A 23789-nucleotide genomic window follows, 5' to 3' on the forward strand; every position below is an offset into this window, starting at 1 on the left:
AATGAAAATTGCCCGCATCCCACAACTCACGAAGGGAGCCACTCATGAGCAGCGAAGCTCTAGAAATGCGTGGCCCGATCCACGGCACCAAGGACGCCAAGCGCGTCGCGATAGGCTCCAGCGTCGGAGCCACCATTGAAACCTACGATTTCATCGGCTTCGGCACCGCGGCCGCCCTGTATTTCGGACACGCATTCTTCCCCGGCGCTGACCCGCTCACGGGAACGCTTGCATCCTTCGCCACTTTGGGCGTAGGTTTCGCTGCCCGGCCCTTGGGCGGGATCATCGGCGGCCATCTCGGTGACAAGATCGGGCGCAAGCCGGTGCTTGTCACTTCGCTGATCGTCATGGGTCTTGCCACATTCTTCATCGGCGTGCTGCCCACCTACGAGCAGGTCGGCGTGCTGGCTCCAGCGCTTCTGGTCTTCGTGCGCATCGTCCAGGGCCTGGCCTTCGGCGCCGAATGGGGCGGGGCAATCCTGATGACCTACGAACACGCGCCATGGAAGCAAAAGGGCAGGTTCACCGGGATTGTCCAGTCCGGATTCCCGGTAGGGCTGCTGCTGGCCAATCTGGTGTTCCTGGTCAGCGTGCAGTTGCCTGGCGACTGGGGATGGCGTGTTCCGTTCCTGGCCAGCCTGCTGCTGGTGATCGTGGGACTGGTCATCCGTTCGAAGGTCCCGGAGTCCCCGGTCTTCGATGACGTGAAGAAATCAGGGCAGATCGTCAAGTCGCCGATCAAGGATGTCATTCGCACCGACTGGCGCAATATCCTGCGCGGCATCGGGCTTCGCATTGCCGAGACCGCGGGCTACGCGGTCTCCATCACCTACATGATCTCCTACCTGCACACCACTGGCTTGGCCGCGAACTGGCAGACGCTGACCGCCTTGAGCATCGCCTCGGCCATCGGCATCTACGCGACCTACCGCTGGGGCCGGCTCACCGATCGCGTTGGACGTCGCACCGTCTACCTCTTCGCTTGCGCCTTTGCCGCGCTCTTCGGCATTCCGATGTTCCTCATGGTCAACACCGGCTCGTTCCTGATGATCATTGCCACGATCGTGATCTCCTATGCCATCTGCCAGAACTCCATGGCAGGTGCCCAGGGGGCCTGGTTCCCGGAGCTCTTCCAGGCCAAGACCCGCTCCTCCGGCGCCTCACTGGCTTACCAGATTTCGGCCATGGTTTCCGGTTTCACCCCGTTCATCACCACTTTGCTTTTCATGCAGTTCGGCTGGATGGGCCCGGCCGCGCTCTTCATCGGCTACGCGCTAATCGGCCTGTGGGCGGCTCTGGTCACCAAGGAAACCTGGGGCCCTCGCGAACGCCACCTTGCTGACCAAGCCATCGCCGAGAATCCGCAGGCAAGTTGCGTCTGACTCGGTTAGCCAACCCGAACCCCGACCCGTTGAATTCCTGAAAGGACTTCCCATGGCAATTGCAGCCACCGACAACCAGACGCTGACTTTGGGCCAGCGCACCGAAAGGGTCCGCGACGCCGCCTACCGCATCCGCCACCACTCGCTGAACATGGGCGAGGTGCAGGGCCAAGGATATGTAGGTCAAGCATTGGGTGCTGCGGACATGTTCGCGGCCGTCTACGCGGACCAGCTGGACTTCCGTCCGGCAGAACCTGACTGGGAAGACCGCGATCGCTTCCTGCTTTCCACCGGCCACTACGCCATCGGCTTCTATGCCACATTGGCCGAAGCGGGCATCATCCCGGTGGAAGAGCTGGAAACCTACGGGTCGGACGATTCGAGGCTTCCGATGTCCGGAATGTCCACCTACACCCCGGGCATGGAAATCTCCGGCGGCTCGCTGGGCCACGGCCTGTCCATCGCTGTGGGCATGACCCTGGGGCTGCGCCACCAGAACAGGACCCAACGGGTGATCAATTTCCTCTCCGACGGCGAACTCGATGAAGGCTCCACTTGGGAAGCGGCCATGGGTGCCGCACACCACCAGCTGGGCCATCTGACGGCCATGGTGGACATCAATGCCCTGCAAGCCGATGGCGCGACCGCCGGCGTGCTGCGCACCGAACCGGTCACCGAAAAGTGGGAGGCCTTCGGCTGGTACGCCCAGCGGATCAACGGCAATGACCCGCGAGCGCTGCTGCAGGCCTTCGACAACATCACGGCCCAGGCCGCCCTGGCCTCGCGCCCTTCGGTCATCCTGTGCGACACCAAGGTAGGCCGCGGCGTTCCGCTGCTGGAAAACCGCGAGAAGGCCCACTTCATGCGCATTGAAGACAACGAATGGCAGATCTGCCGCGACCAACTCACCGAAGGCTTCGAAGGGAGCAACTCCTAAATGTCTGCCACCGCCAAACCACGCTTGAAAACCTCGGCCATGATTGCCTCCTTCGCGGAGCCCGGCCAGAAGACCGCGCCAGCGCCTTTCGGCCATGCCCTGGCCAAGGCGGCCGAGCAGGATCCGCGCATCGTGGGCCTGACTGCCGATCTGGGCAAGTACACGGATATGCACATCTTCGCCCAGCAGCATCCCGAGCGCTTCTTCCAGATGGGCATGGCCGAGCAGCTGCTGTTCGGGGCCGCCGCGGGATTTGCCGAAACGGGCATGATTCCCTTTGCTTCCACCTATTCGGTGTTCGCGGCCCGGCGGGCCTATGACTTCCTGTGCCTGGATATCGCCGAGCCGAACCTCAATGTGAATATCGTGGGCGGCCTGCCCGGGCTGACCACCGGCTATGGCCCGAGCCACCAGGCCACCGAGGACATTGCCATCTTCCGCGGGATGCCGAACCTGACCATCGTGGATCCCTGCGATTCGGTGGACATCGAGCAATCGGTGCCGCAGCTAGCGGCTTCTGAAGGGCCAACCTACCTGCGCCTGCTGCGCGGCAAGGTGCCTACCGTCCTGGATGAATACGACTACAGCTTCGAATTGGGCAAGGCAAAAGTACTACGCGGTGGACGTGACGTCGTCTTCGTCTCCAGCGGCCTGATGACCATGCGCGCACTGGATGCCGCGAAGGAACTGGCCAAGCACAACGTGGACGTTTCCGTGGTCCACTCCCCCACCATCAAGCCCTTCGACTCGGAAACAGTTCTGAAGGAGGTGGCCGGGGACCGTCTGGTAGTCACGCTGGAAAACCACTCGGTCATCGGCGGGTTGTTCGAAACTCTGGCTTCCACCATGATCCGCGGCGGTGTTTCCTCTAAGGTCGTTCCCATCGGCCTGCCCGATGAGTTCTTGGATGCGGGCGCATTGCCAACACTCCATGACCGCTATGGGTTGTCGATCAGCGCGATTGTGTCCAAGGTCCTCTCCGAACTCGGCTAGCTCGCCGGGTAATCCACCAGAACGATCGCCTTTGGCGGGTGCGTTGCTCTCGACGCACCCGCCAAAGGCGCTAAAATCAACAGTTAACAATCAACAGTTGATCTCCAAGATTGAGGGGCGCTTTATGGCTATGGCCGATTCTTCCTTGGTGGGGCTTCGGAAAAAGAGCCTGCGCGAGCAGGCTCTGATCGCCCTGCGCCGCGCCATCACGACCGGTGAACTGGAGCAAGGCACCCATCTGGTGGAAACAGAGCTGTCTGCCTCCATGCAGATCAGCCGCGGCACCTTGCGCGAAGCCTTGCGCCAGCTGGAGCAGGAAGGCCTGGTCTCCGCAGGCGAACGCGGCCGGTTGTCAGTTCGCCACCTGGACAACAAGGAAATCCAGGACATCTTCGCGGTGCGTGCCTCGCTGGAAACCCTGGCGGCAACGACGTTGCTGCAGCGCGAAGACCTTTCAGACGCTCTCGCGCAACTGCGCTCCGCGGTCAGCACCATGGAGCAACTCGAGGGCCATGAAATCGAGGAGCGGATCGAAGCGGATCTCGAGTTCCACCGCACTCTGTGCCGGCTGTCCGAGAATGACACCTTGCTGCATGCCTGGGATCAGCTTGAGGGCTCCATCCGCATGTCCATCATGTTCGGCGGCTACGAACGCGGGGTGCGCAATATGGATGTCGCACGGCATTTCAAGCTGGTGGACACCATCGAAGCTGGCGACAGGGCCGCGGTCAGCGCGGAAATCTCCGAGCATATGCGCATTGCCGCCGAAACCCTGATGGGCTCATAGGAATCTTCTGCGGTCTGCCCATCTCGCTCCTCGAGGTGTTTGTGCTACGCCTCGATGCGGCGGGGCCCAACCGGACTTGTACCGGTTACGGTAATACGGTCTGGAAAGCCGGACGTTCATCGAACAAAGCGTTCAGTTGCCCCTGACAATGGTGCCGGACGGGATCGTTGATCCGCTCCTTTTTCCACGTGCTGCTCCTCGACTGGTTACGTCGCCACCACCCACCAAGCGGATAGTGATAGCAACACGGATCCTTACTATCATTTTCTAAGAAAGTGATAGTAAGGGGAATTCATACCATCGCTTTGGAGGGACCCATAGCCGGCTCCCTTTACGCCTGGCCTGCGTTCAGCTCCCCTATTTTGAGGTACCAAGAGCACTTCTGACTGCCGAAAATCCTCATACTCTTTTCCGGTGCTGAAGTTCGGCGATCGAGATGACCTGGACTTTGCGCAAATGAAAAAGCTCATCAAGAGCGATTTGACGCAAAAGCTTTCGCTATTGAAACCTCCCTGTTGCCCAGTGACCTAAGCCTACGCGCACGTTCATTCACATTAATCAATATGAACAAACGTATACTTTCGTAAAAGTGTACGTATATTCACCTTCTTGATTGTGCACGTACGTTCACTTATAATAATGTGTATATACGTGCACAACAGGAGGTTTCATGAATCGCGACGTTTCGACCCAAAAGGAACTCGGAGCATTCGTGCATGATGCCCGGATGAAACTCGGCCTCACTCAAGAAGCCCTAGCCGACCGCGCAGGCGTTTCGCGCAAATGGCTTATAGGCCTGGAGCAGGGTGTACGCACGAGAGCTGAACTCGGCAAGGTGTTAGATACCTTTGAAGCACTCGGGATATCAATAAATCTTTCTTTCAATGCTGAACCCGAAATCGAGTCATCAGATGAAGACCGCTACCATTCGATAGCTCGTATCTCTCCGGCCGCGTCGGAAGCAATTAGAAAAGCCTCGAGTTTGGATCAGTCCTCTTTCCCAAGATTGGCACCCTCGAACATAGGTCAATCGGCCTTCCGAAAACTAGCCGCATCGGGGCTCGGCGAATCCTCATTCCAAAAGTTCGCCAAAGAACTGCGCAACCAAACAGGCATCCGAAACCTAGCCGCCTCCGATCTCGGTCAATCGGCGTTGCAACAGTCCCTTAGAAAAGGGTTGCCTAGTTCAGATGCTTCGACTTTCGATCGCAACTCAAGCACCGCGAACGACGTAGAAAGCGAGCAGGATCAAGCACTTCTTGATAATGACGAATGCAATGAACCGGACAATAAAGATGAGAACAACGAACAGGGCCCGCGATGAAAGAACTCGTGACCTTTTTATACGGGCAGCCTGTCGGAATCCTTCAACAAGATCATTCCGGTAACAGAAAATTTCAATTCGTCCCACAAGATTCTAGACAAGCCAGATTATCCCTGGCAATGCCCTATCGAGAGACCCCTTACCAGCGCTCTATTACTGATCCGTTCATCGAGGGGCTAATTCCGGAAGGCGAAGCTGTCCGCCAGTCGTTCGCTGATGACTTTGGCATTTCGGCAAAGAATCCCTTCGCCTTACTTGAGCATATTGGGTTTGAATGTGCAGGAGCAGTGCAGTTCGTACGGCCGGATGAAATTGACGAGTTAACGCGTTCCGCAGGTGAACTCGTGGCTTGCAACGACAATGAAATCGGTCAACGCATCAGGGTTTTATCTTCGTCTCCGAAAGGATCGTGGACTGTCGGTCGTGAAAGGTGGTCACTAGCTGGAGCTCAAAGCAAATTCGCTTTGAGATGGCAGGACGGATGGCATGAAGCCACTGGCAGCGAACCGACAACCCACATTTTCAAGCCCGGCATCCAAGATTTTCGAGATCAAGCACTCAATGAGCACCTATGCCTGAAGACTTTGGGACGCATGGGATTACAAGTTGCCGAAACCAACTTCACGCAGTTTGACGGGCAATCGACAATCGTGGTGAAACGGTACGATCGGCTTATTGAGGGAAACAACGTCTATCGGGTCCATCAAGAAGACTTCTGCCAGGCCACTTCGACCTTACCTACAAACAAGTACGAGTCGAACCGAGGACCCAGCGCACTCAAGATCATTAAGACCCTTCGAGAAGCTCGTGCTCCTGAAACTGAAGTTCAAAAATTCATTGAAGGCCTAATAGGAAATTACCTTTTGGGAGCTCCCGACGCACACGGCAAGAACTACTCGATACTCCATCTCCCTGATGGCCGTGTGCAGCTTGCGCCATTTTATGACATCGCATCTGGCTTGCCCTACGAACACGTTAGTAACGACGGTTTTCCGAAGAAAAACGATGGATTGCGGAAGGCCGCCATGTCCATCGGGGGCGAGCGACAGTTCGGGAGAGTCTCATCAAAGCATTGGTCAAGATTTGCTCGTGAAGCAAAAATAGATGAAGAGTGGTTGCGGATGACAGTGAGTGCGATGACGTACGCTCTGCCTATCGCCATGGCAGAAGTTTTCGAAAACGAATCCGAGGCCATAGGCAACAGCGAACTACCGAGCAAGCTTTATCCAAAGGTCGAACATCTCTGTGCGACAACTCAAACTCTTCTAGAGCATGACGTGTAGCTCGCTGGATCTGGAGAAGCCACCGCTTCCGTTTACGAACGGAAGCGGTGGCTTCATCTAAACTAAGTCAGAAGTTTTAGAGGCTAGTTCTCCCAGAAGGGGTAGTCGATGTAGCCCTTGGGACCTTCAGTGTAGAAGGTCGCGAAATCTGGTTCGTTCAGCGGCAGCTGTTCCTTCCAGCGGCGCACCAGATCCGGGTTGGCAATCGCAGGGCGGCCCACAACAACCGCTTCGCCCCAACCTTCGGCAGCCACGCGAGCGGCTTCCTCATAAGTGGTGATCTCCGCGAAGCCGGTGTTCAGCAGCACCGGTCCGCCAAAGGCCTTGCGCAGCGACTGGACCAGCTCGCCGGCTGGGTCATGGTGCAGGATGCTCAGGTTGGCCAGCCCCAGTGGCGCGATGCCCTGGACCAGCGCGGTGTAGGTAGCCAGCACATCCGCACGATCATTTTCTACCGCGCCCTGGACATTGTGTTCCGGCGAAATGCGCAGGCCGGTCTTGCCAGCGCCAATTGCTTCAGCGACAGCGGTAACTACCTCGATGACAAAGCGGGCCCGGTTCTCCGGGGAGCCACCGTAGTTGTCGGTGCGGGTGTTGGCCGAAGGCGCCAGGAACTCGTGCAGCAGGTAGCCGTTGGCCCCGTGAAGCTCCACGCCGTCGAATCCGGCGGCGATGGCGTTGCGCGAAGCGGCAACAAATTCCTCGATGATCCTTGGGAGTTCTTCGGTGTCCAGGGCATGCGGAACCGGGTACGCATGCTTTCCGGTATAGGTGCGTGACTCGCCTTCAACCGCGATGGCGCTTGGTGCCTCGACGTAGTCTGCACCGGTGGTTTCCGGGTGGGTGACCCGTCCGGCGTGCATGACCTGGGCAACGATGAGGCCACCTTCGGCGTGCACCGCGTCGGTAACCTTCTTCCAGCCGGCAATCTGCTCCTCGGTGACCAGGCCCGGCTGGCGGACAAAGCCCTGGCCAGCAAAGCTCGGGTAGGTGCCCTCGCTGACGATCAGGCCCAGGGACGCGCGCTGGCGGTAGTACTCGACGACATCTGCGTTGGGCACGCCGTCCTTGCCAGAGCGAGAGCGGGTGAGCGGTGCCATGACCAGGCGGTTGGACAGCTTGAGGTCGCCGAGGGCGAGAGGGGAAAACAGATCCATGGGGCGGGACTCCTGAATTGGAAATTGTAGTTGCACAGCGTAACTACCTCCGCAAGCAACTTATTCCGTTTCGGCTAAAAACATGAGCTGGCTAACGGCTCCAAGGCATTGGAATCGCCTGAGGCTCATTGCTTGGATTCGCGGGCTCGCCAGGAGCAATAAACCAGCGGATGCGGCACAGCTCCGCACCGTATCCGCTTGATCCGACGGGCTATACGGCGGTGTAGCCGCCGTCGACCAGGTGGTAGCTGCCGGTCACGAAGGACGCGGCATCGCTGGCCAGGAAGGCCACTAGCGCCGCCACTTCTTCCGGCTTGCCCAAGCGGGCAATCGGGTGCTTGTCGACCAGCGCGTCATAGGCTTTCTTGGGCATCTGCTGCAGCAGCGGGGTGTCGATGAAGCCCGGGGCCACGCTGTTCACGCGTACCCCTGAGGTGGCATACTCCACGGCGGCCGTCTTGCTCAGGCCCACCACGGCATGCTTCGTGGAAACGTAGGCGGAGCTGCCGGCGAAGCCCACCGAGCCGAGGATCGAGGCCATGTTCACGATGGACCCTCCCCCGTTCTCGCTCATGGCGTTGGCCTGGGCGCGGGTTCCGCGGAAGACGGCGTTGAGGTTCACGGAGATGACCTTGTCCCAGTCCTCGTCGGTCAGCTCGCCCACCTTGGCGGCGCGGCCGCCGATGCCTGCGTTGTTGACGCCGATCTTCAATGGAGCCATGGCGTTGGCGGCCTTGATGGTTTCGTCGATGACAGCCGAAGAGCTGGCATCTCCTGCAACAGCTACAGCTTCTCCGCCTGCGGCCTTGATGGTTTCCACGGTAGCGCCCGCGGCCTCGGCATTGAGGTCCTGGACCACCACTTTGGTTCCGTTGGCGGCTAAGAGGATGGCGATAGCCTGGCCGATGCCCGAACCGGCGCCGGTGACTACTGCCGAACGATCTGCTACATCATACTGAGCCATGATGGACCCACTTTCCGTTTCAAGATGGTCACGGGATTTCCGTTGGCCTCATACCTTGGACGCTACTCCGATCCATCTCGAAAGTCGATGACGTGTCAATCAAAGGTCTATGAGCTCAGTCACTGCTCCGCAGAGCCAACCAGGCGACGCAGGTTGCTGCACGCCAGCATTTCCCGGACCTATTCCCCGGTCATCGAAACGATGCGTCGGCGGACCATCTTGGCGCCTTCAAGCAGGCCCTCGATCTTCTGCACTTCCAGCTTTTCGGTGTCCACGCGGTGGCGCGGCGCCATGTAGGCGAGCATTCCGATGAGATCGTTGCCAGCGCCGCGGATCGGGACGGCCACGGAAATGATTCCCACTTCCAATTCATCAATGGTGCTTGCCCAGCCGCGTTCGCGAATCTGATCCAGCTCGGCATCCAAGGCTTTCCATGTGGTGATCGTCTGGCCCGTCAGCTTTTCCAGTTTGCTGCCGGTAGCAATGCGGATCGATTCCTTATCCAATTCGGAGAGGAGCAGCTTTCCAGTAGCCGAGGCGTGCAATGGCCAGCGCTGGCCCTGCAGCTCGGTCATCGACATGCCAATGGCGCGGGGAGACGCTTGCTGCACGAGATCCAGGTCGTACTTCCCGTGGCGCACGCTCAGCGTTACCGTTTCGTTGAGCATCTCGGCGATCTCCACCACCACGTCGCTGACTCGGGATAGCAGTCCAGGGGTGGGATCAACGTCCTGGGCAATGCGGGCCAGATCCCACCCAAGGGTGTAGTGCGTGTCCTGGCGGTCGACGAACCCTTCTTCTTCCAGGGTCAGCAAGAGGCGGAAGACCGTGGCCCGGGCCAAGCCGATCTGCTTGGCGATCTCCGTGACCGTCAAGGGTTCCCCCCTGGCGGCAAGGGCGCGCAGCACCGCGATTGCCCGTGAAACCGACCGGTTTGCCGCCATGCCGCCAGAGGATTTTCCACTTGTTTCTCCCATGGAGGGGAACCAGCCTTTCGAATAGTCTTCTATTCAGCCTAGCCGGTTGACCGCAGGGTGAACACTCTGCCCATAAATCGAGCCAAGGCCCGATTACCCTTCGAGTGCGGCGCGCACCTCACGGGATACCCGCAACCCGCTCTCGATAGCACCGTCGAAGAAGCCGGCCCAAAGGTTGGCCAGGTCGCTGCCGGCCAGGTGCACTGCCCCTTCGGCACGCTGCAGCTCGGCTTGGCCCGTGGTGTAGGCCTGCGGCCGGTGGATGAGCCAGGTTTCCTTGGCGTAGGGATCCGCGTTCCAGTCGTGGGCCGCGATTTCCAGGACTTCCAGGTCATCGCGCCAGGCACGCAGCGCTTCCTGCACGTCCTCGATACTGGTGATGTCCAAGCGTGAGGCGTCGGCGCCGAAGGAGACCAGTACTGCATCCTCTTCGCCCACGAATTCCGTGCGTACCACCGAGAGCGGGTGCTCCTGCGTGGAGTACGCGAAGAATGGCTTGATCGGACCCTTCACCCGGATCCAGAGCTTGAGCCCCTGTGATGCGGTACCTGCCTGGCTCACCTCGCGCTTGACCGGCGACAGCGCAGGCTGGATATCCAGCTCGTGCAGGATGTTCAGCGGAACGGTGACAATGACCCGGCGAGCGCGCAAGCTCTCGCCGCTTGCCAGTACCACGGTGGCGCCCTGCTCATCGTGGGCAATCGAGGCCACTGGCGCATTCAGGCGGATCTCTCCGGGAACGTCGGATGCAATGGCCTTGACCAGCTGGTCATTGCCATCTTCCAGCCGGTAAACGGCGCTGGCCTCATGCATGACGCGCCATGCTCCGGAGGTGGCCGCGGTCCAGCGGATCGCTGCGCTGAAGCCGACCTGGTCCAGCGGCCCATTGCAATGCCCCACCCAGGCCGCTTCATTGGCCTGCCGCTCGTCATCGCTCAGATCCAGGCGGTCAAGGGCCTGCTGCAAGGTCAGCTGATCGGCCTGCGCGAACTGATCGTCATTGGAGACCAAGTCGGGGCGCGGCAGGAGCTTTCCGCTTTCGCCTACCAGGGCGTGCATGCCGTGGTCGATCAGGTCCATGAAGCCGGCCAGGTCCCCGCGCTGCACCTTGCCATCGGCATACCAGAAGGTCTCCTCGGACTTCGGGCCGCGGCCCGCGCGCAGTCCGTAGCGGGTGACCTCGGCCCACACGTGCGGCTGGGTCCAGTGCAGCCAGTTTCCGCCCAGCTCCAGGTGCTTGCCCAGGCGGTCCTCGGTGTAGAGGCGGCCGCCCATGCGGTCGCGCGCTTCGAGCACGGTGACCGAGTAGTCGGCTGCGCCCAGTTCGCGGGCGGCGGTCAGTCCGGCCAGGCCGGCGCCGATGATGATGACATCTGAGTCGTAAGTGTTGTCCATGGTTTTCCGGTCCTTTTCATGTGCCAGTCGTGTACTGGTAGCCACTGTATGGTGCGGCATCCCGGAGATCACTTATGCGGATGTATGATATTCATACTATTTTCATCACTGCGCACAAAATCCTGGAGAAAAGATGGCGGAACTGCTCACGATCGCCAAACTCATTTCCGATCCGGCCTTGGATACCAAGGTGATCGCCGGCCAGTCAGGCCTTGGACGCATCGTGCGCTGGGCGCAGACCAGCGAATCCGCTGAGCCGTGGCGCTGGCTGGGTAACGAGGAACTATTGATGTCCCTGGGCCTGAATATCCCCGCGGAAGCCCAAGAGCAGGCCGATTTCGTCCGCAAGGCGGATGCTGCGGGGATTGCAGGGCTGATCATTGGCCAGGATGGGCTCGCACCCGAGCTCACACGCGAGATGCTGCAGGCGGCCGATGAACTGACCTTCCCGGTGCTGTCCACCGGACCGCAAACCCCCTTCGTGGTGATCGCCCGGACAGTGGCCGCCGTGACCACCAACCAGCTGAACCGCTCGGTCCTGCTACTTTCCCGGATGTACCAGGAAGCCGGATCGCAGAACCGGAAGGGCAAGCGCAGCGGCGACTGGGTGGAAAAGCTGTGCTCGGTGGACATTGCTGTCCAGGACACGATGACCGGATGCCCAGTGATCGGCACACTGCCCACGAATGCGCATCGCCGCCACTCCCTGTCCACCATCCGCCCCACCCAATTGCTCGTCCCGGCCGACGCGCAACTGGATGCCCTGCTGCTGGTGCACCTCAAGCAGATCCTCGCGGTCGATGCCAATTCGCTGCTCCAGGATGCCGGCAATGCCGTCGCCGCGGCCGAAACTTCCCTGCGACTGGGCCTGGCCGGCAAGCTGGGCGAACACGATATCGATGGCGGTGCATGGATCGCTGGGGAGCCCGGATTCCGGGTCGCCTGCGCCCCGGGAAAGCTGCTCGATGCCGTGGCGATGTCCCTGTCCTTGCACGGGTTGATGCCGCTAGCCACGTCGTGGAAGAACAACTCCATCGCCGTAGTGCGCGAGAAGGATCTTCCGGTGCTACGGACGATCGCCAGCGAATTGCAGGCCACTTTCGGACTAAGCTCACCGCAGCAGCGCTTCGCGGACCTCGAAGGCGCGGCGCAAGAAGCGCAGGGGGCGATTCCTTCTGAACCCCGGCCCGGAGAACTCGTTGAATTCTCCGGACTGCAGGTGTCACTGCTGGCCCGATCCGCCTCGGAAGCCGAGCGAATCGTCAGCATGGTGCTCGGCCCGCTGGCAGGCTCCAGCAACCAGGTAGCCGTGTACCGGGATTCCCTTTTCGCCTTGCTGGACCGCGACCTGCAATGGCAGCACACCGCGAATTTCTTGGGCATCCACCGGCAGACCTTGGCCTACCGGATCAAGCAGGCCGAATTGCTGACCGGGCGCAGCGTACGCAAAGTAGTGGATATCTCGGACTTCTACCTCGCGCGCAAGGCCTGGCCCATCACACAGACCGGATCAGCACGCACCAACTACAGCGGATAGGCCCCCGCAACGCGAACCGCCCGATACGCGTTCCCTCCGTCGGGAACGCCCACCGGGCGGTTGCTGCAAGGCTTTTCGATTCTAGCTGCTCGTTTCTGGAGCTCGGGCTGGCACCGGGGCGAGAAGCATGGTGGAGGTATCCAGCAGCTCATTTTCATCCTGCCCATTGGCCAAGGCGAGCGCTTCTTCGCGCGTGCGCACCACGGGCGCCGAACCGAGCAGCGGACGGGATGCCGTCTCGCGCAGCTTGAAGGTGGCAAAAAGCGCGATGACCGAGAAGAACATGATGTAGTAGGCCGGTGCGAAGTGGTTGCCGGTGGTGTTCACCAGGATCTGGCTGACCAGCGGCGTGGTTCCGCCGAAAATGGAGATCGACAGGTTGTGTGTGACTCCCATTCCGCCGTACCGCGAAGCGGTGGGGAACAGCTCGGACATGACCGAGCCGGTCAGGGCCAAGAAGAAGGCGCTGGGCAGGGCCACCATGAACAGCGAGAGGTACAGCGACCACATGGTTCCCACGTGCATCAGCGCAAAGGCGGGCACCAGCAGGACCAGGTTGCCGATGGTAGCCATCATGTAGATCGGGCGCCGCCCGATCTTGTCGGACCAGATCGCCACCAGCGGGATCAGCGCCGCCTGCAGGACCAGCACAACTACCGCAGCCACTGCGGTGTGCACTGACGGCGACCCGATTTCCGCTTCGAGGTAGGTGGGCATGTAGCTGGTGAGCATATATCCGGAGGTGCCATCCGCGGCGATCAGCGCGCAGCCGATGAGGATCTGCGGCCAGTAGTGGCGGAAGATGTTCGGCAGATTGTGGCGGACGAACATCGGATGGACCTTGCCGACCTCGGCAGCCTCGCGGGCCGCTTCGAAGGTCGGGGATTCCGGGATCTTGCTGCGCAGTGAAATCGCCACGATGCCCAGCGGCAAGGCAACCAGGAACGGGATGCGCCAGCCGCCGGCGAGCATTGCATTCTCGCCCCACACCGATGTGGTGAGCATGGAAGTCGCAGCGACAACTGCCGCACCGGCAGCGAAGCCGAGCATCGATCCCGAGTTCAGCAGGGAGGTCATGAATCCGCGGCGGTCATCCGGGGAGAACTCGGCAACGTAGGTTGCGGCGCCGGAGTATTCGCCGCCGGTGGAGAAGCCCTGCAGCATCTTGAGCAGGTACAGCGGGACGATCACCCACAGGCCGACCTGCCCAGCGGTGGGAAGCAAGCCAATCAGCGTGGTGGCTCCGGCCATCAGGGCGATGGTGAAGAACATGACCTTGCGCCGGCCGATCTTGTCCCCGAGCGGGCCCAGGATCATTCCGCCCAGCGGGCGGACGATGAAGGACACGGCGAAACCGAACAGCGTTACCAGCAGGCCCATGCTCTGGTCCATGCCTTCGGTGAAGACCGCGGTCATGGTCACTGCCAGGTAGCCGTAGACCCCGATGTCATACCATTCGATGAAATTGCCAATGCCCGCGCCGATCTGTGCGCGGCGCAATTCCTTCTTGTCGACGACAATGCAGTCATCGGCGCGGAGCCTGCGCGATACCTTGGGCAACGCGGGGCGCTGCATTCTCGATGATTCGCTCATCGTATTCTCTTTCCTGCCGGGAATTGGTTTCGAGATCTGATGCTCTCGCTGCGCATGAACTGCTGTGGAATTTTCACTTGCAATAGCGAAACAAGAACTTCATAACGTTCACCAGATGATCATGCTAGTTATCTAGTGAACACGACACTTCGGTGATGCACAACACATTCTGCAAAACATTTCATCCTCGGACCCAGCTTCGGGGCCCGGAAATTCAAGGAGTGCAGCTGCACGAACGGAGCTGACATGGCGACTGAGATGTTTTTGGCGCCCTGGGCGTTGAGCAGAAATGTCCCGGATTAAACCCGCGACGGCGCAGGAGCATTGCCCATATGGCCGGGCCCATGGCGGCACGAGGGCGCCAAGGCAGCGCCAGAAAGCCGCGCGAGGAAGCGGGATGATCCCGCGGGGATTCGCGCGGCTTGGGTGGAGAGGCACCAGGATTTTTGCCGGTGGCGCCTCAGGCCCGCGGCGTCCAGCGCCCGGGAGCCAGGGGCCTTGTCCAGCAGGCCTGGTCCCTGCGGGAGGCTATTTTCCGCTGTCCATGTAGTGGATGCAGCGGCGGGCCAGGCTCTTGCTCACCCCGGCTTTTTGTGCGATGCGCTTGGCATCGCGGATCGGCACCGGGATGCCCTGGCGTTCAATGACGGTCGTCACCCGCTGCACCGCCCAGGACGGCGGCGCAGCCGGGGGCGCCATTGCGATCCCGCTCATGCAAGGACGCTTTCCCGCAGCTGTGCCGCGCGTCGCGTCTCGGCCACATCCCGATGCAGCTGTTCCACCAGGGTTCCAGCATCCGCATATTCAATTTGCGGGCGCTGGAATTCCAGCAGGCGCACCACCAGGTGCTGACCGTAGAGATCCCCGGAGAAGTCGAGCAGATGCGCTTCGAGCAGCACCTGCCCGCCGGTGCGGTAGAAGGTGGCGCGCCGGCCGATGGACACGCAGGCAGGCACCTGGCGCCCATCGGGCAGCTGCACTTCGGCACCCCACACGCCTTCGAGCTGGTCATCTTGCAGCATGGGGATATTCGCGGTGCGGAAGCCGAGTTCTCGCCCGCGGGCGTCTCCGTGCTCGACGATTCCTTCAATGGCATGCATGGGCTCTTCCCTCCTGGTGGTACTTCGCGGTTCCGGTCAGCGACCGCGCGGCTGGCCGTTGACCAGCTGCGGAACGCTGTCCGGGTTGGCATCCTGCAGCTGTGCCGGGAGCAGATGCTGCGGGAAGTTCTGGTAGGCCACCGGGCGCACGAACCGCTCGATGGCGGCGGCACCGACCGAGGTGGTCCCCACCGCGGTGGTGGCCGGGTAGGGGCCGCCATGTTGCTGGGCGTAGGTCACCGAAACCCCGGTGGGCCACTGGTTCCACAGCACGCGTCCGGCCTTGTTCGCCAGCACCGCGACCAGCTCTTGGACGCGGTCGCCTTCTTCGCCGTGGATGGTTGCGGTCAGCTGGCCCTCGAAGGTCTGCGCCGCAGCCACCAGCTGCTGCTCGGAGTCGTATTCCACGACCAGTGCAGTCGGCCCGAAGCACTCGGCCTGCAAGGCCTGCGGATCTGCCAGCAGCTCGTCGATGCCGGTGATCAGCAAGGTGGGCGAAGGCTGCTCGCCCAGCGGTTCGCCGCCCTGCGCGAGCACCTCGACACCGGGGTGCGCGGACAGCTGGTCCAGCACCTGCCCGTAGCCTTCGCGGATGCGCTGGTTCAGCAGCCCGGCCCCAGCCGGGAGCGCGGCCTCGGACAGCAACGGGCGCAAGCCCGAGCCGCGCGGGATGAACAGCGTTCCGGGCTTGGTGCACAGCTGCCCGGCGCTGGTGGTGAAGGAGCCGATGAAATCGGCGACGATCTGCTCGCCGCGCACGCTGGCAGCCTGCTCGGTGACGAACACCGGGTTGTTGCTGCCCAGCTCCCCGTAGAAGGGAATTGGTTCATCGCGGGAAACAGCCAGGTCCATCAGGGCCCGGCCCCCGGGGATGGAACCGGTGAATCCTGCGGCCTTGATCCGCGGATCCAGCAGGACGGTGCGCCCGGCTTCGGTTCCGAAGACGACCTGGAATAGCCCGTCTGGCGCGCCAGCCCCAGCCAAGGCATCGTTGACCACCTGGGCGGTGAGCCGCGAGAGTTCCAGATGCCCATGGTGCGCCTTGACGATGACCGGGTTGCCCGCCGCCAGCGCCGAGGCGCTGTCGCCGCCGGCCACCGAGAAGGCGAAGGGGAAGTTGCTGGCCGCGAAGACCACGACCGGACCGAGCGGAATGCGGGTGCGCCGCAGATCCGGGCGGGCGGCTCCCATGGGCCACTGCGCATCGGCATGGTCGATGCGCGCGTCGAGGTATCCGCCATCGCGCAGCAATTCCCCGAAGAAGCGCAGCTGGAAGGTGGTGCGCTTCAGTTCCCCGCGAAGGCGCGGTTCGGGCAGGTTGGTCTCGGCCATGGCTATCGGAACCAGCTGGTCCGCGGCGGCATCCAGCGCATCGCCCACGGCGTCCAGGATTCCGGCTCGCCGGGCCGGGCTGGTTGCGGCCCAGGTGCCGAAGCTGGCTTGCGCGGCGGCAAGATAGGCTTCCAGCTGCTCGGTGGTGGTGTTTTCGGTAGTTGTCGCAATGCTCAGGGCCATTTTCAAGCTCTTTTCTGCTCTGTGTGTAGCGGTTCAGGAATGCGTGGCGGAACTAGGTTCCGGCGTGTAGTCGAAGGAGATTTCCCCCCAGCCTTCGAAGCGGCCGGTGATCGCCGTGCCCGGGACCATCTTCTCGGCAGCCAGGCAACTGCCTGGCAGAATGAATTGGCCGGCCTTCAGGGTGATTCCGTATTCTGCGATGCGCCGGCAGAGCCAGGCGATGGCCGACACAGGATTGCCGTGGATGGCATTGGTGTTCCCGCGGGCCACTTGTTGGCCGTCGAATTCAATGCAACCGGGCTGGTTGGCGAGATTGACCTCGGACAGCTTGCGCGGCTGCCCGCCGAGAATCACCCCGCCCACCGAACCGTTATCGGCCAGGGTGTCGAACAGGCCGATCTTCCAGTCCTTGATCCGCGAGTCGATGATTTCCAGTGCGGGCACCACGAAGTCGGTGGCGGCCATGACATCCGCTGCGGTGACATGCTTGCCGCCCAGGTCCTTCTTCAGCACGAAGCCCGGTTCCAGCTCGGTGAACGGCTCGATGAAGTCGGCCGCGCTGATCGGCAGGTTCTCCGGGTAGAACTGGCTGGCCAGCAGGTAGCCGTAGTCCGGTTCGTCCACCCCGAACTTGCTCTGCATGGCCTTGGCGATGTTGCCCAGCTTGAAGCCGGCGACGCTGTCCCCCGCTTCGACATTCAGCCGGATGATCTCCTGCTGCACGCGGAAGGCATCGGCCACCGTGGGGCCTGCGGAATGATCGATCAGGCTCTCCAGTGGCTGGCGTGATTCCTTGGCGGAAATCAGGCGTTGGGCAGTCTGGGCAATGTTGATTGGCAAAGGGATCTCCATCCTCACCTCGGGCGGCGCTGGCCGCCGGAATGTCTTGGGACGACGGGGCAGCGGCTTGCCTGCCGCCCCGTCGCTGCTGCTTGCTACTTTTTGATCCGCTGGTCGCCCAGGTGCCAGATACTCATGGCCGAAAGCATTTCTCGCGGATCCCAGACCACCGATTCCTCGGTGACCTTGCCATCGCAATGGCTGATGAAGGTCGCGCCGGTAACAGTCACCGTGCGTCCGGTCGGCGGGACGCCCATGAATTCCCCGGTGTGCACCCCGGTGCTGCGCCAGTGGATTGCTGCCAGGTTGTCATCCTCGATAGCCCGCAGGATTTCCATGTTGAAGTCGCTGAAGGCCTGGTGGGATTCGGTGATCTGGCGGAACAGGTCATCGATGCGCTCTTCGCCGGTCTTGGAGTAGCGCACGTAGTCTTCGGATACCAGATCCGCGAAAGCCGCGGTGTTGCCCTTGCTCCACGCCTCGGTCCAGGCGGAGGTGATGCGTTCCAGGATTGATGCCATGATGCTAGGCCTTTGCAGTTGGGGCCGGTGCCGGCCAAAGGTTGAAATCTCCGAATTTTCCGCCGCGGAAGAGCAGCGCTTCGCGCTCTGTGGCTTCCATGGTTTCCACTCCGCCGACAATCATGTAGTGGTCACCGGCAACGACTTCCGAAAGCACTTCGCAGTCGATCCAGGCCGAAGCGCCGGCGATGCGCGGGGTGCCGTTGGCGCCGATCTCGTAGTCGATGCCCTCGAACTTGTCCACACCCTTGCGGGAAAGCGCCCGGCTGACCGGAAGCTGCTCGGTGGATAGGATGTTCGCGGTGAAGCGGCCCAGGGAGCGCAGGGTCGGCCAGGTGCTCGAACCCTTGTCGACGCAGAAGGTGACCAGCGGCGGTTCCAGCGACAGGGACATGAAGGTTCCCACGACGAAGCCCATGGGCTTGCCGGCGGCGGTCATGCCGGTGATGGCGGTGACGCCGGTGGGCAGGGCGCCGAAGACCTTGCGGTATTCGGCCGGATCAATCCCCGTGTTCTGCGGGGTCACAATGATGGACATGGGAAACTCCTAGCTGGCTTGCGCGGTGGTCTGCTGGTTCAGTGCTGCGCCTGGGTGGTCCAGGGGCAGCCGGGCGTTGCCTTCTCCGAAGAGCGTCTCGCGCAGGGTGGACCCGGCGAAGGAGGTGCGCATGGCGCCTCGGCGCTGCAGCTCGGGAACGACGAATTCGGCGAAGTTCTTGATGTCCTGGAACTTGATGGCATTGGCCAGGTTGAAGCCGCTGGCTCCGGTCTGGTCCATCCAGGAAATCAGCTCATCCGCGCAGGTTTCCGGTCCGCCCACGATGACTGGCGAGGTGCCGCCGATGCCGATGTACTCGGCGATGTCGCGGGTGGTCCAGTCCTTGGACGGGTCCATCTTCAGGAAGAAGTTCAGCATGGTCTGCCCGGCGTTCGTATCGATCTCCTTCAGCGGGACATCCGGGTCGAAGGCCGACAAGTCCACCCCCGCCCAGCTGCTGTAGCGGGCCATGGCCCCGTCGTAGGAGACCAGTTTGAGGTACTCCTCGTATTTGGCTTGCGCTTCTTCATCGGTGGCAGCGCTGATGACGGTGATCATCTGCAAGGTGGCGATGTTCTCCGGATTGCGCCCGAATTCCAGCGCCTTGGCCTTCAGCCCGTCGACCTGCTTCTTCAGCGCTTCCTTGGTCATCGCGTTCAGGAAGACAGCCTCGGCTGTCTTGGCGGCCAGCGCCACGCCGCGCGGGGATCCGCCGGCCTGGAAGATGACCGGGGTGCGCTGCGGCGAGGGTTCGCACAGGTGGATGCCCGGAACGCTGAAGTGCTCGCCCTGGTGCTCGATGTTGTGCACGCGGCTGGGGTCCACGTAGGTGGAGGTCGAGGCGTCGCGCAGCACTGCGTCCTCGTCCCACGAAGTCTCCCAGAGCTTCATGGCCACGGTGATGAATTCCTCGGCGCGGGCGTAGCGGTCGTCGTGGGCTTCGGCGGCTTCGAGCCCGGCGATGTTCCGCGCTGCGCTGTTGGTGTAAGAGGTGACTACGTTCCATCCCACCCGGCCATCGGTCAGGTGATCCAGCGTGGAGAACTTGCGGGCCAGCTTGTACGGGGCGTCGTAGGCGGTGGAGGAGGTGACGCCGAAGCTCAGGTTCTTGGTTACCGCGGCCATGGCTGGAATCAGGTATGAAGGATCATTGGCCGGGATCTGAGCGGCGTCCTTCAGGGAATCGTTCACCGAGCCCTTGTAGGTCTCGTGGTAGCCGTCGTTGTCGGCAAAGAAAATCCCGTCAAAGCAGGCAGCTTCGAGCAGTTTCGCGCATTCGACCCAGTAGCCAAGCGACTTGTATTCACCACCCCGGTCCTTCGGGTGGCGCCAGGTGCCAGCGGAAAGATGCGCCGGGCCGTTGAAGTCGAACGCGAAAACGCGCATCTCTTTTGTCATGTTGAATCCCTTCAATGTGTTCACTAGATGAACTATGTGTTTATTCAGTGATCACAGACTAGGGTGTCGAAGGCCACACCGTCAAGCGGTAAAGGAGTTCTATTTCACATGGATCGGCAATTGTGACAAGCAAGCTCGCAGGCGGGCTTTGCAGCAAAAGCCAGCCGCTTCCGATTCCTCCACGTCACTTCGCGTACGCGTGGGTTGAAGGCATGAAATCTGGTGACGCCAAGAGAATGTTGGTGCGAGGAGGAACCAGCGGAGCAGCCGGCGCAGTTCTCTCGATGAGCTGACCTACGACTGCGTTTTTACCTTGGTTTGGGGACCAATTCCTTGCACGGCCGGAATGATGACTCAGCTCGCGAGGTGCAATAATGGCTGACCGAATAGACGAGTACCCACAATCCACCGGGGCAGAAGGGTGTGAATTCACCGTACGGCGTGCATGGCGCAGAGACTTGATTACCTTGGAGCGCACCGGGAATAGGCTTGGCCCAGACGCGGGCGCCTATCCCGCAGCAGAAAAATTGCTACGACAGCTGGTGCACCCTGTGCGCGGTGGACGACATGAACCGCTCATCGTGGGAGGAGAACAGCACCGCTCCCCCGCGTTCGAGTACCGAATCGATTGCCTCGCACAGGCATTGAAGCCCGGCCGAATCCAGCGCCTCGGTTGGTTCATCAAGAAGGAGCAGCTGCGGTTCGCGCACCAGCACGGTGGCCAAGGCAACGAGTCGGCGGGCCGAAGCCGGCAGTTCATAAGGGTGGGTCTGCGCGTAGGATTCCAGGCCCAGCTGTGCAAGCACCAACGGCACGCGGACACGTTGGATGCTCTTCTTGGGAAGGCCGAAAGCGACCTCCCGGGCTACCGTACGTTCGAAGAGCTGGTCCGAAGGATTCTGTAGGAGCATCCCGGCATCAGCTGCCACCTGCACTTTTCCGGCAGCTGGCTTGATCAGCCCTGCGGCGGCTTTGAGCAGTGTCGTCTTGCCCGTTCCGTTGGCGCCGGCCAGCCCCACGCATTCACCGGCACGGACTTCAAGCTCAAGGCTGGAGAGGACCGGGGCGCTGGCGCCTTGGTATCCGAGTTGCACGCCGGAAAAGCCCAGCAAAGGCTTTGCAGATGCAGCGGGGACAGATGGTCTTTTTGACTTGGAAGGCAACGCAGTGGTTGCAGCGCCTGCAGTTGCCCGCTGCAAAGTTCCCTCCGCCAAGTTCCACAGTGAATCCGCTTCTGCGTCCCATGCTTCTGCCGTCCGGCTCAGCACCACAAGTGCAGTGCCCTCGGCACGTAACCTGGTGATCATCGAGGTCACGGCCTGAGTTGCCTTGGAATCCAACCCGGCCAACGGTTCATCGAGCACAATGATGGACGGTTTGGCTGCGGACAACGCGGCCAGTGCGACCAGACGTTCTTGGCCTCCTGAAAGCTTGGCGGGATCGCGTTCCAGCAGATGTTCCAGGGACAGCCGCGTGGATAGCTCGTCGATGAGCTCTGCCATCTCTTCACGGGGCATTCCTTCGTTCTCCCGCGCGAAGACCAGCTCTTCTGCAACCGTCTGGCGGATCCCCGAGAGGTAGAGCCCGGCATCCTGGGGCAGCAGTCCTACGTGCCTGGCCCAGCCTGCGACGTCGATGCGTGGCCAATGCTCCGGAGAATAATCGATCCGTTGCCCCGCCAGGATCACCGTTCCCTCGCATTGGTCCGCTCCTGGCCGCGGAAGCATGCCAGCGAGTACTCCGCCCAGCGTGGACTTTCCGGATCCAGAGTCGCCGGCAATGACAGTCAGGGAACCCGGGGAGAATTCCAACTCGATCTCGCGCAAGGCCTCGGCGTGCGCCTCGGAGTAGCGGAAGCTTCCCAGCCTGAGGTGCAGCGCCGCGGTGGTTCCGGCAGGTGCACGGTGTTCCATAACCATCATGAGGCTCCCCCGAGTGGCACCAGAATCGCTACCGGCACCAGCACCGAACAGAGCAGGGCAACCCAGCGGACGCCCCTTTGGATCTGCGAGTCCGCGACGTGGCGCAATCTGCTGTGCTCACCGCGGGCGGGGAAACCGCGCGCGGCCAGATGCACCGAACGGTCATGGGCATCTTGCACCGAGGAGAGCACCAGCGGTACTGCTCGCAGCCTCAGGCGCTGCAGCCAGCCGGCCAGGCCCCGGCCGGTTCCTGCTTTCCGCAAGGCCTGGGCTTGGCCAATGGCATGCTGCTTTTCCATCATCTGCGGAAGAAGGAACAGCGTGGATGCCAACAGGTATCCCGCCTGCGGCGGAGCCGGAGACAAGTCGATAGCTGCCACCAGCTGGTGCTTGTCGATCAGCAGACCGCAAAGCAAACCCGCCACCACCAGCACGGCCGTGCGCAAGGCCAGGGCCATGGCGATCTCCACTCCCCCAAGCGTCAGGCTGATTGGCCCCCAGGCCGCGATCACCGCCGAAGAATCCTGTGAAGCCAGTCCATGGATCATCAGCAAGGACAGGAGAGTCGGGAGCATGATGGCACCGCTGAGCGCCGCGAGTTTGCGGGCCTTGCCCGCAACTGCGCCAATGGCCAGGCAAAGCACTATTACCGCGCAGCTCAGCCACCAGCGGCTGGCAGCCGTGGCCACCGAAACGGTGAGCACGGCTAGGCAAAGCACGGTAAAAGGATGCAACTCAGCGATGCGGCGCTTCATAGGTGGCCTACTTGTTTCCGCTCTTGCCCAGCACCTTGTAGCGGCGGATGAATTCAAAAGAACCGCTCAAGCGCTTCGGCAAGGCGAAGACCAGCAACGCCGCGATGAGGAAGACAATTGCCTTGTCTCCCGGGTCAGAGATCAGGGCCTGCTTGGTGACGGCGGAGAGCAGCGAATCCCCCATGGAGCGGAAGGCCGCAACTACTGCGCCGGTACCGACACCCGAGGTGCCGCCATAGACGAAGGCCGCCACCGGGGATGAGACTACGCCAACCAGTACACCGGAAACCAGGCCCGCGATTGGGGCAAGGTATGGCCGGCGCAGGGCGCCGTAGCGAGCGGCGGTTCCCGCAAGGAAACCAACCAGCGCGGCTCCTGCAGCGAACGGCAAGACGGTGGGGGCAAACAGCGACCAGATCAGCGTGCTGAGCACACCAGTAGCGGCACCGGCACGGCGGCCTGCCAAAAAGCCCACGAGAACAGTACCGATGGAATCCAGGTAGAGCGGGACCATGACGGACCCGACGAATTGGCCCAGGATGATGTTCAATGCCAGCGCGACCGGGATCAGTGTCAGGGCGGAGACCGGCAGATCCGGCAGCACGGCGAACAGCAGCAGGACGGCAGCGATCAGGTAAGCAGCGAAAGTTGCCAAGGCAACTCCCTGACCCAGACCCTCGACGATTCCCGCGGGTTGGGTGATTACCAGGAACAGGTAGGTTCCAACGAGCAACAGGGTTCCAGCTGCGCCGAGCACCCTGCGGCGCAGGAGCTGGGTCGCTGATGCTTCGGGCAAAAGAAGGTTCGGTGACATGATGAGGCAATCCTGGGGATACGAGTTTGGCTGCGCGCAGGATTGCTCCCGCAACGC

Annotated in this window: 22 protein-coding genes; 7 read left to right on the plus strand and 15 right to left on the minus strand. The window is 61.6% G+C overall.

Annotated elements, in window-relative coordinates:
* Positions 1 to 44 precede the first annotated feature (44 nt).
* From ACIOTL_RS01795 to ACIOTL_RS01820, 6 genes are all read left to right on the plus strand, one after another.
* On the plus strand, positions 45 to 1382 hold the full coding sequence (locus ACIOTL_RS01795; protein ID WP_332489285.1) for an MFS transporter: 1338 nt from the start codon (positions 45 to 47) through the stop codon (positions 1380 to 1382).
* A gap of 52 nt (positions 1383 to 1434) precedes the next feature.
* Positions 1435 to 2319, plus strand: a complete 885-nt coding sequence (locus ACIOTL_RS01800; RefSeq protein WP_400341456.1) for a transketolase — start codon at positions 1435 to 1437, stop codon at positions 2317 to 2319.
* Positions 2320 to 3312, plus strand: a complete 993-nt coding sequence (locus tag ACIOTL_RS01805; protein ID WP_332489287.1) for a transketolase C-terminal domain-containing protein — start codon at positions 2320 to 2322, stop codon at positions 3310 to 3312.
* 124 nt (positions 3313 to 3436) lie between these two features.
* The gene (locus ACIOTL_RS01810; protein WP_400341902.1) at positions 3437 to 4099 is read left to right on the plus strand and encodes a GntR family transcriptional regulator; all 663 of its coding nucleotides are present in this window, start codon (positions 3437 to 3439) and stop codon (positions 4097 to 4099) included.
* Between the two features lie 670 nt (positions 4100 to 4769).
* A complete protein-coding gene (locus tag ACIOTL_RS01815) occupies positions 4770 to 5423 on the plus strand; it encodes a helix-turn-helix domain-containing protein (RefSeq protein WP_105656052.1) in 654 nt (217 codons plus the stop codon).
* Positions 5420 to 6706, plus strand: a complete 1287-nt coding sequence (locus tag ACIOTL_RS01820; RefSeq protein ID WP_332489288.1) for a type II toxin-antitoxin system HipA family toxin — start codon at positions 5420 to 5422, stop codon at positions 6704 to 6706. Before ACIOTL_RS01815 ends, ACIOTL_RS01820 begins: the two co-directional genes overlap by 4 nt.
* Before the next feature lie 83 nt (positions 6707 to 6789).
* On the opposite strand, the gene ACIOTL_RS01825 is transcribed toward ACIOTL_RS01820, so the two are convergent.
* From ACIOTL_RS01825 to ACIOTL_RS01840, 4 genes are all read right to left on the minus strand, one after another.
* Positions 6790 to 7863 carry an alkene reductase gene (locus tag ACIOTL_RS01825; protein ID WP_400341459.1) on the minus strand — a complete coding sequence of 358 codons (1074 nt, stop codon included), beginning with the start codon at positions 7861 to 7863 and terminating at the stop codon, positions 6790 to 6792.
* Between the two features lie 211 nt (positions 7864 to 8074).
* Entirely contained in the window at positions 8075 to 8827 is a 753-nt protein-coding gene (locus ACIOTL_RS01830) for an SDR family NAD(P)-dependent oxidoreductase (protein WP_105662100.1), read from the minus strand.
* 179 nt (positions 8828 to 9006) lie between these two features.
* Positions 9007 to 9804, minus strand: coding sequence for an IclR family transcriptional regulator (locus ACIOTL_RS01835; RefSeq protein WP_332489290.1), 798 nt, complete (start codon positions 9802 to 9804; stop codon positions 9007 to 9009).
* A 93-nt stretch (positions 9805 to 9897) separates the two neighbouring features.
* Positions 9898 to 11259, minus strand: coding sequence for a flavin monoamine oxidase family protein (locus tag ACIOTL_RS01840; protein ID WP_286172303.1), 1362 nt, complete (start codon positions 11257 to 11259; stop codon positions 9898 to 9900).
* 73 nt (positions 11260 to 11332) lie between these two features.
* Between ACIOTL_RS01840 and ACIOTL_RS01845 the strand changes: the two genes are divergently transcribed.
* Positions 11333 to 12736, plus strand: coding sequence for a PucR family transcriptional regulator (locus tag ACIOTL_RS01845; protein ID WP_400341462.1), 1404 nt, complete (start codon positions 11333 to 11335; stop codon positions 12734 to 12736).
* 81 nt (positions 12737 to 12817) lie between these two features.
* Here the strand turns inward: ACIOTL_RS01845 and ACIOTL_RS01850 are convergent, their stop codons facing one another.
* From ACIOTL_RS01850 to ACIOTL_RS01900, 11 genes are all read right to left on the minus strand, one after another.
* A complete protein-coding gene (locus ACIOTL_RS01850) occupies positions 12818 to 14329 on the minus strand; it encodes an MFS transporter (protein ID WP_400341464.1) in 1512 nt (503 codons plus the stop codon).
* Positions 14330 to 14857: 528 nt separating this feature from the next.
* The gene (locus ACIOTL_RS01855) at positions 14858 to 15043 is read right to left on the minus strand and encodes a hypothetical protein (protein WP_400341466.1); all 186 of its coding nucleotides are present in this window, start codon (positions 15041 to 15043) and stop codon (positions 14858 to 14860) included.
* Positions 15040 to 15429 carry a riboflavin kinase gene (locus tag ACIOTL_RS01860; protein WP_400341469.1) on the minus strand — a complete coding sequence of 130 codons (390 nt, stop codon included), beginning with the start codon at positions 15427 to 15429 and terminating at the stop codon, positions 15040 to 15042. The genes ACIOTL_RS01855 and ACIOTL_RS01860 overlap by 4 nt, the downstream gene beginning before the upstream one ends.
* 36 nt (positions 15430 to 15465) lie before the next feature.
* Positions 15466 to 16944, minus strand: coding sequence for an aldehyde dehydrogenase (NADP(+)) (locus ACIOTL_RS01865; protein WP_400341471.1), 1479 nt, complete (start codon positions 16942 to 16944; stop codon positions 15466 to 15468).
* Positions 16945 to 16977: 33 nt separating this feature from the next.
* Entirely contained in the window at positions 16978 to 17784 is an 807-nt protein-coding gene (locus ACIOTL_RS01870; protein WP_400341473.1) for a 2-keto-4-pentenoate hydratase, read from the minus strand.
* Between the two features lie 95 nt (positions 17785 to 17879).
* A complete protein-coding gene (locus tag ACIOTL_RS01875; RefSeq protein ID WP_219844153.1) occupies positions 17880 to 18305 on the minus strand; it encodes an ester cyclase in 426 nt (141 codons plus the stop codon).
* A 4-nt stretch (positions 18306 to 18309) separates the two neighbouring features.
* Entirely contained in the window at positions 18310 to 18843 is a 534-nt protein-coding gene (locus tag ACIOTL_RS01880) for a flavin reductase family protein (RefSeq protein ID WP_208294291.1), read from the minus strand.
* A gap of 9 nt (positions 18844 to 18852) precedes the next feature.
* Positions 18853 to 20241 carry an LLM class flavin-dependent oxidoreductase gene (locus ACIOTL_RS01885; RefSeq protein ID WP_400341476.1) on the minus strand — a complete coding sequence of 463 codons (1389 nt, stop codon included), beginning with the start codon at positions 20239 to 20241 and terminating at the stop codon, positions 18853 to 18855.
* 530 nt (positions 20242 to 20771) lie between these two features.
* Positions 20772 to 22163, minus strand: coding sequence for an ATP-binding cassette domain-containing protein (locus ACIOTL_RS01890; RefSeq protein ID WP_400341479.1), 1392 nt, complete (start codon positions 22161 to 22163; stop codon positions 20772 to 20774).
* Positions 22160 to 22918 (minus strand): energy-coupling factor transporter transmembrane component T family protein, encoded by a 759-nt coding sequence (locus ACIOTL_RS01895; RefSeq protein WP_400341481.1) that lies wholly within the window; start codon positions 22916 to 22918, stop codon positions 22160 to 22162. The genes ACIOTL_RS01890 and ACIOTL_RS01895 overlap by 4 nt, the downstream gene beginning before the upstream one ends.
* Positions 22919 to 22925: 7 nt before the next feature.
* A complete protein-coding gene (locus ACIOTL_RS01900) occupies positions 22926 to 23732 on the minus strand; it encodes an ECF transporter S component (protein WP_400341483.1) in 807 nt (268 codons plus the stop codon).
* Positions 23733 to 23789: the final 57 nt, after the last annotated feature.

Origin of the sequence: Glutamicibacter sp. NPDC087673 (genome assembly GCF_044743255.1) — a bacterium.
Lineage (GTDB): Bacteria > Actinomycetota > Actinomycetes > Actinomycetales > Micrococcaceae > Glutamicibacter.